Here is an 11,870-nt window from a genome sequence, read left to right on the forward strand (position 1 = left end):
CGGGCGATGCGCCGAGCCCGGTGGCGACTGACGGCATCCCGCCGCCCGGAAGTCAGGCCCGGCGCCTGCGTCGCCACGCCACGGCCGCGCCCAACAGCCCCCCGGCGACGACGGCCGACCCGGCTCCGACCGCGACACCTCGGCCGAACCCCGCACCGTCGTCCCCGTCCCGGTCGTCCCCGTCCCGGTCGCCCTCGGACGCGGCGACCGTCACCTTCTTGCGCAGGACGATCGCCGGGTAGTCGCACGTGTAGTCCTCCTCGCCCTCGCCGACGCAGTCGGCGTCCTTGTGCCGGAGGGTGAACGTCACCGCGTACGTCCCCGGCCGGACGCCCTTCTTGACCCGGCCCGCGCCGACCCAGGCCGCGCCCGTGTCCCCCATGGCCGTGCCGTCGTTCAGGGCGGGACTCGAAACCTCCACCGCCGTCGGCCGGGGATTGCCGGGGCGCTCCTTGACCGTGAGGTCCACAAGGCCGCCGGGCGCGACCGGGCCGCCGACCGAGGCGTAGCCCCGTCCGGGGAACGGGAGCCGCTCGGCGTGGGCCGGTCCCGACACCCCGATGACCAGGGCGAACGCGGCGGACGCGGCCAGCGCGGCGGCTCCCGCTCGCCCGGACGACCCTGTGAAGTTGTTCATAGAGGCTTTACCTTCCCTTGGCGCGCGGTGGCCATACGATCTTGGCCGACCTTGACGCAGTCACGCCATACCGGGTGATAGGCGTCTCATTCATCTGGGGGGAAACAACCATGCACGTGCGCAGAGCGCTGGGTGCCGCGGCGGGAGCCGTGGCCCTGATCCTGCTGCCGGGGCTCCCGGCGCAGGCGGACCCCGGCGATCCGTCGCCCACGGCGCAGGCCACCGACGCGGCGTCAGTGACCGAGCCCACGCCGGAGGGTAAGCCTCCGGCGCCGACCCGCGTGCCGAAGCGCAAGGACGCGGCCCCGAAGGGCGCGCCGAAGCCCACGAGCCCGGCCCCGACGACCACGCCGAAGGCCCCGACCGCGCCCCCGACCCCCGTACCGGCGGGCGGTGACAACGATGCCCGCGCGTTCACCCCGGCCGATGCCGACGACTACTGGACGCCCGCCCGCATGCGCGCCGCCGAGCCGGTCGAGGAGGACACGACCCGCAAGCCCGGGTCCACGGCCGAGCGGCGCATGGTGCGCTCGGCCAGCAAGCCCTTCGAGGGCCTGCCGGTCGTCGGCACCTTCTTCTGGAACGACGGCACCAACACCGGCCGCTTCTGCGGCGGCACGGTCGTCAAGAGCCCCGGCAAGAACATCGTGATGAGCGCCGGGCACTGCTTCGACGACCAGGACGCGCGCAAGAACCTGACGTTCGTCCCGCAGTACGACGACGGCAAGAAGCCGCACGGCGCCTTCACCGTCAAGCCCGGCCGCATCTACGTCGACAAGCGGTACCTGTCCAAGGGCCCGGACGCCGCGGCCGACCTGGACTTCAACTTCCTGGTGCTCGAACCGCGCGGCGGCAAGAACGTCGAGGACGTCGTCGGCGGCGCCGAGCTGATGATCAACGCCGGGTACGACCACAACCCGGTCCGCCTCATCGGCTACCCCGCCAACCAGAAGCGCCCGCTGGACTGCACGGACAAGACGGTCCGCTACAACAGCACCGACCCGAAGATCCCGGGCAGCTTCCTGCGCATCGCCTGCGACAAGTACTCCGGCGGCGCCTCGGGCGGCCCCTTCCTGATCAAGCGCGGCAGCGGCTTCGGCATCATCGGCGTCATCGGCGGCTGGAAGACCGGCGGCGACGTGGACGACATCTCGTACAGCTCCTACCTGGACGGCGACGCCAAGGCGCTGTACGACGACGCGGTGAACAACAAGCCCCCGGCGGGCCGCGGCGTCCTCGGCAAGGCCGAGACCTGGCAGCACGCCGAGGCCATGGCCGGCGGCTACTTCACCGACGGCAACCCCGGCACGTGGGACTACTCCGACCTGATCGTGCGCTGGTCCGACGGCGAGGTCACGCTGTACCGCGGCGCCGGTGAGGACAACGACAACTTCGACAAGGAGATCCGTCTCACCGGCCCCAACGGCACCTGGAAGCACGCCGTCACCATGGCCGCGGGCGACTTCTCCGGCGCCGACACGGACGACCTGATCGTGCGCTGGTCCGACGGCGAGCTGACGCTGTACCCGGACGTCGACGCGGCGGGCTTCCACGGCGAGGTGCAGCTCCAGAAGCCCAACGACCTGTGGAAGCACGCCACCTCCCTCACCGGCGGCCGCTACACCACCGACAACAAGTGGACCGACGACCTCGTGGTCCGCTGGAGCGACGGTGAGGTCACCCTCTACACCAACCTCAACAAGGACGGCTTCCACGGCGAGAAGAAGCTCGCCGCGCCCAACGGTACGTGGACGCACGCCTCGACGATCACCTCGGGCGACTTCACGGGCAACGACCAGCATGACCTGATGGTCCGCTGGACGGACGGCGAGCTGACGCTCTACAAGGACATCGACCAGAACGGCTTCCACGGCGAGGTCCAGGTCAAGAAGCCCAACCGGCTCTGGACGCACGCCACGGTCCTCGGCGCGGGCGACTACACCGAGAACAAGCACCCGGACGACTTCCTGGTGCGCTGGTCCGACGGCGAGGTCTCCATGTACCCGGACGCCGACGAGAGCGGCCTGAGCCGGGAGATCACGCTGGTGTACCCACCCGCGTAACGCCCACAGGCCACACGGAACAGGGCTGAAGGGCCCCTCCCCGCCGGGGGAGGGGCCCTTCGTCCTTCCACGGGGAAGAGGGGGCGCCGGGTCTGCTGCCGTGCCGTCCGGGTCAGGCCTTCTTGACCACGCTGGACTTGAGTTGCATGGAGCCGAATCCGTCGACCTTGCAGTCGATGTCGTGGCCGTCCACGCCGTCGACGAGGCGGATGTTGCGCACTTTGGTGCCCGCCTTGATGCCGGTGGGGCTGCCCTTGACCTTCAGGGTCTTGACCACCGTGACGGTGTCACCGTCGGTGAGTACGTTCCCCACCGCATCCCTGATGGCTGTGTCCGCGGTGACCTGATCGGCGTCGGCTGACGCGGGTGCCCATTCATGCCCGCACTCGGGACAGACCAGCAGTGCGCCCATCTCATAGGTGTACGCGCTGGAGCACGCGGGGCAGGGCGGCAGGTTCTCGGGCATCGGCACAGTCCTTTTCGGCGGGGAAGCCGTCGCGCTCGGCCGGCCGAACGGCACCGACGCCGTGGCCCGCGTCGGTCGCCGAACCGCCGCAGCGGCCGTGGGCCGGCTCTGGTGGATCTTGAGGTTGTCCGGCCAGGATAGGTCGACTGGCTGAATTGCGAAATTTTGCAATTCATTAGATGGTGTGGTGGTCGTGCCCGCAGGTAGCCGCGGGCACGGCGTCACCGCACGGGACTTCGGGGAGAGCGTTCGTGTCCGTTCCGCTGTATCAGGCCAAGGCCGAGTTCTTTCGGATGCTCGGTCATCCCGTACGGATACGGGTGCTTGAGCTGCTGCAGGGCGGGCCGATGCCCGTGCGTGATCTGCTGGCCGCGATAGAGGTGGAGCCGTCGGCTCTGTCGCAGCAGCTGGCGGTGTTGCGCCGTTCGGGGATCGTGAACTCGCGGCGGGAGGGCTCGACGGTCGTGTACGCGCTGGCCGGTGGGGACGTCGCGGACCTGATGCGGGCCGCACGCCGGATCCTCACGCAGATGCTGGCCGGGCGGCACGACCTGCTGGAGGAGTTGCGGGAAGCCGGGGCCGCCGCGAGGTGAGCGCTCCGCTGCCCCGGGCCCGGACGCCGGTCCGTTCCCTTCTGCCCGCGCACACGGATACGGATGGCGTCGAGAGGGGCCGCGGCCCCCGTCGGGACGTGCTCGCCGGTCTGACGGTGGCGATCGTGCCACTGCCGCCGACGCTCGGCTTCGGAGGGTCCTCCGGACTCGGCGCGCAGGCGGGTCCTGCCACCGCCGTCGCCGCCGGTGCGCCCGCGTCGCGTGCCGTAGCCCGTCAGGCCCGCGTGGACCGTGTGCCGTCGGACGGGGGAGACCGCCGCGCCCCCGAGCAGACACTGCCGGCCGGGCACATCGTCCCGTACCGCATCGACGGGCCGCTGTTCTTCACCGCTTCCCACCAGGTCCCGCATGGGGCGGCCGCGTTGACCGACGTGCGCGTGGTCATCCCGTGCATGGCGGGGGTGTCCACCTCCACAAGGGCTCGCCTGCTCTGCGCCCCGCGGCCCATGTGCTGGAGTACGGCTGCTTGATCGTCCGCGCACCCGTGCCGGGATCGGCTCTGCCTGCCGGCGTCACCGTGACCTACCACGTGGACGAGGTCCGCACGGCGATCGGCACCGGCTGGAGTGTCACCGCGAGCGGTCCGGCCGAGTCGGTCTCCGATCCGGACGAGGCGGCGCACTATCGGCGCACCTTGCCCGGCTGGAAGCACGGCCCGCACGACACGTTGCTGCGCGTTCGTCCGCGGACGGTGAGCGGGTACCGGCTCGCCCGTGCGGAGGCGTGATGGTGGGAGGCCTGGCGGCTCTGCCCCACCGGCACGTGCTGACTCCGCCGACCGTGCCGTCCGCGGTGCGTGGCCCGGGAGACGGCCGAGCAGGTCCTGGACGAGCGGGGCATCGGCCGCCGCCACCGGGCCGTCGGCACGGCCCTGCTGATCCTCGGCGAGCTGGTCACCCATGTCGTGCGGCACCCCGCCGGCACCTCTCCGCACGTCACCGTCATCCATGCGGCAGGCAAGAGCGTCTGGATCACGCTTCCGCTGTGATCCGTCCCCGTCCTCCGCACACGCGGCAGCATACGAAAGGCAGTTGATGACGACCATGACCATCGAGTGGCGCTACACCGTCGCGCCGGACCTCGGCATCCTGTCCGTCGCCGGTCACCTCGGCGAGGACGCGGCGCACCGTTTCACCGGCGCGGTCGGCTGGGTGCTGGCCCGTGGCACGGGCCCGGTCATCGTGGACTGCACGGAACTGCGCGGCTGGTCCGTCGAGGGCCGGCTCGCCGTGGCCGAGGCGGCTCGTCGGCTCGCGGCGCACGGGCGTCGCCTGGAGCTGGCGGCCATCCCCGCCGACGGCTCCCTGGTCCCGGTCGCCGACTGCCCGCCCCTCCCCGTCCACGACGACCTGACCACGGCGCTCGCCGCGCACGGGACGGACCGGGACGCCATGCCCGAGGGGCGGGAAGAGCGGCAGCAATGGCGCACCGGCGGCTGGACCGGCTGAGCGCGGGGGAGCGGACCGGGCCGGTCGGGGCGGTCCGCTCCCTCCAGCCGTGTCGCAACCCGTACGTGCCCTGGGAGGGGCGGACAACCTCGGCGGGCGCCGCCCCGTACTCCTGTCGCGGTCGGCACGGTGCCGGCCCGCGGGCACGTTCGTGCTTCTTCCGGGCGCGGGCCTCCCTCGGACTTCTGACTTGCTAATGTCGGCAAGTTAGGAGGTCATCATTCCGGTGTTCGGGGTCCAGGATGGTCGCATGCTGATGATTTCTGGGCGGATGCGGTGCGCGGAGCACCCGCGGTGGCGGGCCGGTCGGCCGGTCGCCGACGGGCAGGGCGGGAGGCCGGTCCGATGAGTGCACCGCTGTACCAACTCAAGGCCGAATTCTTCAAGACGCTCGGGCACCCGGCGCGGATCAGGGTGCTCGAGCTGCTGAGCGAGCGTGAACACGCGGTCGCGGAGATGCTGCCCGAAGTGGGCATCGAGCCCGCACACCTCTCCCAGCAGTTGGCCGTCCTGCGGCGCGCGAACCTGGTCGTCACCCGCAAGGAGGGCTCGACCGTCTACTACTCGTTGACGAGCGAGCACGTGGCGGAGCTGCTCAAGGTGGCGCGCACCATCCTGTCGGGAGTACTGGCCAATCAGGCCGGACTGCTCGCTGATCTGCGGACCGCCTCGGCGGAGTCGAAGCCTCCCTCGTAGCAGGCGCACGGCCGGCAGCCGCCCTTCGGTGAGTGCGGCCTCCGCTGCTCGAACGGAGTTGAGGGCCTGAGGAAGGCCGACGCTCTGATGCCGCGGGGCGGTCGCTGGCGCCGTGGGGGGGCGGAGGCTGTGGACGGGATCGGCTGAATTCGCGTACCCAGGCCGCACGGACTCGCCACGGAGGAGGGGGCATCACGCCTGCCCGAGCAGCCCCGGACGGTCACGGTGACGGAGGCGCGACAGTTCGCCCTGCGAGCATGTCGCCGACTCCCGACTCCCGACTCCCGACTCCCGACTCCCGGCCCTGGTGCCGGGGCGGTCCGACCTCCTGTCGATACGAGGTGCCGTTCCACCAGGGTCGGCACGAGCTCTAGGGCTGTCGTCGACCGGACCCTGCGGCGTGGAGGGAAGCGGCTCGAACCCCTCACGAAGCGCCCTCCGAGGCCCGCTCTCGTGCCTGTTCGAGCAGGACACCCTGGCTCGACAGCAGTGCGGATGACATGCGTCGCGCCACCGTGAGCAGCTCGTCGACGTCGCCGACCGCCACCTCGTAGACCGCTGTCGTCCCCCTGCGGTTCACGGCCACGACCCCGGAGCCGAGCAACACCGCCAACTGCTGCGACAACTCCGGTAGTTCGACCTCCATCTCGATCGCGGCCAGCAGCTCCCGCACTGGTACGGGAGCGCGCTGGAGCACTTCAAGCACGTGGATGCGCACTGGGTGCCCCAGCACCTGGAGCAAATCTGCCTGCGCCTCGTACAGCAAAACCGGCACCTCGTTCACTCCTGGACCGTGCCCTTCTCGTCGTCGGCTGCTTCACCCGACTCGACTCCATGGAGCCGGGTCAGGTGCACCACGTCGTCCAGCCCGCCTTGAGCCACCGTCACGGATGGGGTGTCCTTCGCGGTCGACGCCTTCCGCGGCGAAGCGCGTGGTGCGCCCGCTCCTGCGCCGTGTCGCCAGACGCAGTCGAACCAGCCACCCCCTCCAAGGCTTAATGGCCAAGGAAACTAGCCAATTGCGCAATTCTGCAAGTCTGGATGATGGTACATCCAGAGAGTGTTCTGCCGGTGAACTCGTCGCCCCGGCCCACGGGGTCCTGCGACTGCTGTCGACGGGAGCGTCGGCCCGGCCCTGTCCGGCGGCCGGTCGAATGCCACCGACCGGTGAGCAGGTCCGGTGGTTCGCGCCTGTCGTCGAGGACGATGGTCACTTGCGCGAGGCGCACCTGACGAGTCGGACGGGCAGCGTACGGATGGGGGCCTCATCGGGGTCATGACGCGCCCCGGATGCCCAGCATGATGACGACCCCACGCGGGCGACCTGAGCGGGGCGCCATCATGCTCGGGAGCAACCCGGGTGGTCTTCGCTGGGCACTCCCGTGAAGCGTGCTTGACCCTGCGTCAGGTTCCGAGCCGGTTCCGGGTGGTTCCGTCGGCGTGGTGGTGTGCCATGAGGTCGAACCCATCTGTGCCACTGACGTCAGAAGGTGACCGGTGACCGTCGGGCGTAACGTCGGCCGACGAGGAACCACAGCACGCTGCCGATGAAAGGCGCGATGAAAGCGAAGACGATCCAGACGGCCTTCATCCCCTTGCCTGCGGAAGAAGTGAGGATGTCCATGAGGGTGCAGACGTACAACCCCGCAGCAGCAACGATGAGAATCAAAACCACGGCAGCGGTCCATGCCCCACCCCCTTGACTGTCCATGGCAATTGTCGTCAGACGTTCGCTCAACGCACGCAAGATTGCTCCTTTTGTTCCAGGACGGTTTCTACTCAAAAGTCACTCGGCAACCTGAATGTGGGAAGCCGCGGGCAGGGCGAGCGGCCACCCCCTCTACCGCAATGGTGAAGTTTGCGGGCCGCCGATCAGTAGAATTTCTAGGGCAATGAGCATTCGCGCAGTCGCACGCCATGCACGCAACTATGCATACCGTTTCCAGCCGATGACTGTCGCCGCGGAAGACGGCGGAGCGGCCGGTGCTTGTTCCCTGCCATTGCTGAAACCTACTGGAAGCGTGGAACAAGGATCCACATGGAGTTCCCGATGCTGCGGTAGGGGCAGCCTTTCACCGAAGGCGGGACTGCCTACGTCCGCGGTGAGACAGCCGGTCGGCCCCATGTGGTCAGGGACCAAAGCCCCGATCGTCATGGGCCGCTCTCCCCTGCGTGGCCCTCCATGGCTCGTGCCACGGTCGAGTCAGCCCCGGCGCATGCCGTCCCTTACCGACTGCGCCGGGGCCCCTGCGAATCATCTTGCGAAGGGTCTTATGAACCACCGCCAGCACACCGCCAGCGGCATCAGCGCCACCATCATTGAGCGGACTGTCACGCTTGCGGTGCTGGGTGAACTGGGGGCACTCCTCGGCCTTTTTCTGGGCGGTCATTCCTTCGCGTCCAGCGTCCTGTGGGGGCTGACCGGAGGGATCGCTTCGGTGTCGGTGTCCTTGCCGTTGCTCACCGGGGTGGCGCTGACAAACGAAAGATCCTCCAGGGGATAAGGCCCCCTTCCGTGCCATATTCGAGAACCTGACCGTCGCCACGCCGACCGAGTGGCCAGCACTCAGCCCCTCCGAGCGGCGACGCCTCCAGGTGCTCCTCGATCTGGCCGTCCGAGCGAGAACTTCCTCCTGGCTGGGCCGACGCCGGAATGAGTGGCGGGAAGACGCGGTGCCTTGCGTTCATCTGGAACTCCACGCGACGTCGCAGGAACCGAGCCACGCTGTCGGGGCCACGCTCTTCATGACACTCCTCGCCGCTTTCCCGGCGCTGTGGTGTCGCTGCGGCGGGGAGTTCGACATCGTCGTGCGCGCCCGACCATCGGCAGCACATTTCGGTCGGGTTCAGGGCCTGCATGTCATCCGGGGGCGCCCCTTCCTGGTGGTACACGGGGCAGGCGTGTCGACGGAGTTGGTGACACGGATGTGACACGTGGTGATAGCTGAGGCCTTCGCCGACAGGTACTGGTAGGAGGTTCAACGCTCCTGTGCGGCGAGATCCGCTCCTCGATCGTGCTGCGGCGTCTGCGAACACCTCGGCGCCTACAGCGGGCGGCGCCGCTGCTTGGCCACCCACTCCGGATCGTCCTGTCGGCCCGAGCGCTACGGGGCCGCCTCGTTCACCGCGAGCCGGCGACCAACCGGCGCGCGGCCACCTCCGCTCCGTCCGCATGGAGTCGGCTTCACAGGGCCTTCGTGCGCGCCCGGGCCTCGGGTGACAGGGCGGCCTTGAGCGCGATGCCCGGAGATCCGACTGTCGTGGTCGGAGCATCGAGGTCCGCACCGAGGTCCAGTGCCGCCACCCGACCGACCCAGTACGAGTTGGCGGATCGCCTCGACGGCCATGCCGCCGATGCCTTCGGCCGGGAACATACTGCCGAAGCCCACACAGACCAGCCGGGCGCCCGTGTCCAGGAACCTCGCCAAGTCCGCAGGGAGGGGCCGTTCGTCCGCGAGGGTCCATGCACCGGTCTGTGTGACGTCGAGGCCGGACGTCTCCCGCCACGATCCCAGGACCGGGTCCGTTGCCAACCACGGATGCCAACCACGGACGGTCGGTGAGGATGTGATCGCGCACGTTGTCCACCAACGGCAGACCAAGGGCTGCCCGGTGACCGTTGAGTGCCTCGCCGAACTGCGCGTTGATGCTCTGGGCGTCCAACCCCCATGGTTGTCGACGACATCGGGCTTCGGCCGGCCCGGCCGCGGCGGTGGCGCGTGGTGCGGCGACGGCACGTGGACCCCCGCATGGTTCACGTACACGTAGGGATCCCCGCGGCCTCAGCCACGGATCGCGCGGCGACCTGCCCCAGACCTGCCACCACCACGTCACATCCGTCGAACGCCGCAGGGAAGGCGTCGAACGGACCCCCTCCCACGCATGTCGGTGCCGACAGGAACGCGGCAGCCGGAGCCGGCGTACCCGGGGTCGGGGAGAGGGGGAGCCGCCACGCGTTCGGACGTCGCGGCGAGTGCACTCGCGCGCAGCGGTCAACAGCTCCCGCCTTTTGTCTAAGGGATTTCACAGAACGCGCCCGCAGAGTCCTTCTGGTGAGTTATCGGGTCGACGGCGAAGCTAACATCAAGATCGAGCCAGCCGGTGTAGCCGCCGACGACCTCGATGCATGGACTGTGAATCGATGGAGGAGTCTTGGTCGACGCCCTGCACCCCCCTGTGCCGCTGCCTACCAAGCGGAGCTGCCCCTTCGATCCTCCGGATGGCTACGCTCCGCTGCGCGAGCAGGAGCGAATAACGCGCATGAGTTATCCGGACGGCACGCCCGGGTGGCTCATCACCCGCCATGCTGAAGCAAAGGAACTCTTCACCCATAAGAGCTTCAGCGCGCGCCAGGAAGGGCTGCTCTCCCCCGTCCCGACGGAGCTGGCGTACGAAGGTCCCGCTGATCCGGGTGCTTTTGCGAAGACGGACGACCCGGTCCACAGCAAGTACCGCAAGCTGGTCACCGGCTTTTTCACGGTCCGGCGCACGCGGCAACTCGCCCCCATGATCGAGCGAATCGTGCACGAGCAACTCGACGATCTGGAAAAGGCCGGGCCGGGCGCCGACCTGGTGGAGGTCTTCACCGAATCGGTTCCCTCCCGAGTGATGTGCGAGATGATCGGCGTCCCCGAAGCGGAGCGGAAGAGCCTCCAGCGTCATGTGGAGACCCTCGGCCGGCTCTCCACCACCGTTCCCGCGGCGCTCGCCGCCGTGTCCGGGATGAGCGGGTTCCTGGCCCGCTTCGTCCCCAGCCGGATGGGCGACCCCCGGGACGACATCCTCGGTGACCTCATCCGCGGCGGGCAGCTCACCGAGCAAGAACTCATGGGCATGACCGCCACGTTGATCACCGGGGCCTTCGACACCACGGGCAACATGCTCGCCATGGGCGTCTACGCCCTGCTCGAGCACCCCGATCAACTGGTCAAGCTCCAGGAGGACCCGGAGCTCATGGGGGCCGCCGTCGAAGAGCTCCTCCGCTTCCTCACCATCTCCCACCTCGGGGCCAGCCGGTGGGCGCTCGAAGATGTCGAGTTCGCCGGTCAGACGATCAAGAAGGGCGAGGTGGTCACTGTCGCCCTCCCCGCCGCCAACCGCGACCCCGAGCGCTACGAGAACCCCGATCAGCTGGACATCGGCCGTTCGGATCACGGGCACCTGGGGCTCGGCCACGGCGTCCACCAGTGTCTCGGCCAGCATCTCGCCCGCACGATCCTGCGCGTCGGCTACGAGGCCCTGTTCGACAGGTTCCCCACGCTGCGACTGGCCGTACCGGCCGATGAGGTCCCGATGCGGGACGACTGCGTGCACTACGGCCCCAGGTCGCTTCGCGTCACCTGGGACGACTGACCGAGGCGTACAAGCGGTGAATACGACGGACGGTGGGACGTTCTCCCACCGTCCGTCACCGTCATGCAAGAGGGCCCACAAGACGTAGACATGTCGGCCCATCTCGAACAACAAGGTAGGACTGAGACCCGATGAGGATCACCGCCGACCGTGAGGTGTGCTGTTCGGCGGGCCAGTGCGCGTTGATCGCGCCTGACCTGTTCGACCAGAGCGACGAGGACGGCTCCGTCGTTCTGCTCGACGCGCAGCCCGACACCGGACACCTGGACGTTCTGCGCGAGGTCGTATCCCGTTGTCCGACCGGTGCGATCCGCCTCGAAGAAGACCCTGGCGCGTGAAGACAGGGCCTGAGAGTTCGGGAGCACGAATGCCGACGGAGAACGTGACCGTGGCATGGATCACACACTTGGTGAAGCGCCGCTGAAACCGAATCCCCGGGAAACACGTCCGAGGTGTCAACCCTGCCTGAGCGGGTTTCTAGGGTTTCCCTTACGGAACCAGAGCTAATGTGGCCGGTGTCCGTCTGGCAATGCGTGTTGTCATAACTTTCAGGTCCGTTGCGCTCTTCCAGTGAACGACGCGTCAAGTGTGGAG

At 68.9% G+C, this 11,870-nt stretch carries 13 protein-coding genes and 2 pseudogenes; 11 read left to right on the forward strand and 4 right to left on the reverse strand.

Annotated features, from left to right (window positions below; genetic code table 11):
* Positions 1-52: 52 nt before the first annotated feature.
* Positions 53-637: a hypothetical protein gene (locus MQV74_RS36180; RefSeq protein ID WP_242727518.1), complete on the reverse strand. Its 585-nt coding sequence runs from the start codon at positions 635-637 to the stop codon at positions 53-55.
* A 110-nt stretch (positions 638-747) separates the two neighbouring features.
* On the opposite strand from MQV74_RS36180, the gene MQV74_RS36185 reads away from it, so the two are divergent.
* The gene (locus MQV74_RS36185) at positions 748-2,700 is read left to right on the forward strand and encodes a trypsin-like serine peptidase (protein WP_242727520.1); all 1,953 of its coding nucleotides are present in this window, start codon (positions 748-750) and stop codon (positions 2,698-2,700) included.
* A 112-nt stretch (positions 2,701-2,812) separates the two neighbouring features.
* Here MQV74_RS36185 and MQV74_RS36190 read toward each other — a convergent pair whose 3' ends face one another.
* Positions 2,813-3,166 (reverse strand): zinc ribbon domain-containing protein YjdM, encoded by a 354-nt coding sequence (locus MQV74_RS36190; protein WP_242727522.1) that lies wholly within the window; start codon positions 3,164-3,166, stop codon positions 2,813-2,815.
* A 251-nt stretch (positions 3,167-3,417) separates the two neighbouring features.
* On the opposite strand from MQV74_RS36190, the gene MQV74_RS36195 reads away from it, so the two are divergent.
* The 6 genes and pseudogenes from MQV74_RS36195 (at position 3,418) to MQV74_RS36220 (ending at position 5,924) form a co-directional block, all read left to right on the forward strand.
* Positions 3,418-3,759: an ArsR/SmtB family transcription factor gene (locus MQV74_RS36195; RefSeq protein ID WP_242727524.1), complete on the forward strand. Its 342-nt coding sequence runs from the start codon at positions 3,418-3,420 to the stop codon at positions 3,757-3,759.
* Positions 3,756-3,980, forward strand: a pseudogene (locus MQV74_RS36200) (sodium-independent anion transporter); the annotation flags it as partial. The gene MQV74_RS36195 and the pseudogene MQV74_RS36200, both read left to right, overlap by 4 nt.
* A 188-nt stretch (positions 3,981-4,168) precedes the next feature.
* Positions 4,169-4,507, forward strand: coding sequence for a pyridoxamine 5'-phosphate oxidase family protein (locus MQV74_RS36205; RefSeq protein ID WP_308402346.1), 339 nt, complete (start codon positions 4,169-4,171; stop codon positions 4,505-4,507).
* Positions 4,507-4,738, forward strand: a pseudogene (locus tag MQV74_RS36210) (ATP-binding protein); the annotation flags it as partial. The gene MQV74_RS36205 and the pseudogene MQV74_RS36210, both read left to right, overlap by 1 nt.
* Positions 4,739-4,814: 76 nt before the next feature.
* Positions 4,815-5,228: an anti-sigma factor antagonist gene (locus tag MQV74_RS36215; RefSeq protein ID WP_374120742.1), complete on the forward strand. Its 414-nt coding sequence runs from the start codon at positions 4,815-4,817 to the stop codon at positions 5,226-5,228.
* A gap of 345 nt (positions 5,229-5,573) precedes the next feature.
* Complete coding sequence (locus tag MQV74_RS36220) at positions 5,574-5,924, forward strand: ArsR/SmtB family transcription factor (protein WP_242727526.1); 351 nt, start codon at positions 5,574-5,576, stop codon at positions 5,922-5,924.
* Between the two features lie 424 nt (positions 5,925-6,348).
* On the opposite strand, the gene MQV74_RS36225 is transcribed toward MQV74_RS36220, so the two are convergent.
* Entirely contained in the window at positions 6,349-6,708 is a 360-nt protein-coding gene (locus MQV74_RS36225) for a helix-turn-helix domain-containing protein (protein ID WP_308402347.1), read from the reverse strand.
* A gap of 699 nt (positions 6,709-7,407) precedes the next feature.
* Positions 7,408-7,662 carry a PLD nuclease N-terminal domain-containing protein gene (locus MQV74_RS36230; RefSeq protein WP_242727528.1) on the reverse strand — a complete coding sequence of 85 codons (255 nt, stop codon included), beginning with the start codon at positions 7,660-7,662 and terminating at the stop codon, positions 7,408-7,410.
* Between the two features lie 535 nt (positions 7,663-8,197).
* On the opposite strand from MQV74_RS36230, the gene MQV74_RS36235 reads away from it, so the two are divergent.
* The 4 genes from MQV74_RS36235 to MQV74_RS36245 all read left to right on the forward strand — a co-directional run bounded on the left by MQV74_RS36235 (position 8,198) and on the right by MQV74_RS36245 (position 11,614).
* Positions 8,198-8,428 carry a hypothetical protein gene (locus MQV74_RS36235; protein ID WP_242727530.1) on the forward strand — a complete coding sequence of 77 codons (231 nt, stop codon included), beginning with the start codon at positions 8,198-8,200 and terminating at the stop codon, positions 8,426-8,428.
* Positions 8,429-8,529: 101 nt separating this feature from the next.
* Entirely contained in the window at positions 8,530-8,673 is a 144-nt protein-coding gene (locus MQV74_RS41470; protein WP_374120818.1) for an MbtH family NRPS accessory protein, read from the forward strand.
* 1,511 nt (positions 8,674-10,184) lie between these two features.
* Positions 10,185-11,276, forward strand: coding sequence for a cytochrome P450 (locus MQV74_RS36240; RefSeq protein ID WP_242727532.1), 1,092 nt, complete (start codon positions 10,185-10,187; stop codon positions 11,274-11,276).
* 131 nt (positions 11,277-11,407) lie between these two features.
* Entirely contained in the window at positions 11,408-11,614 is a 207-nt protein-coding gene (locus MQV74_RS36245) for a ferredoxin (protein ID WP_242727535.1), read from the forward strand.
* The last annotated feature ends 256 nt before the right edge of the window (positions 11,615-11,870 follow it).

The organism is Streptomyces sp. AN091965 (assembly GCF_022698285.1).
In the GTDB taxonomy this organism is placed as follows: Bacteria; Actinomycetota; Actinomycetes; order Streptomycetales; family Streptomycetaceae; genus Streptomyces.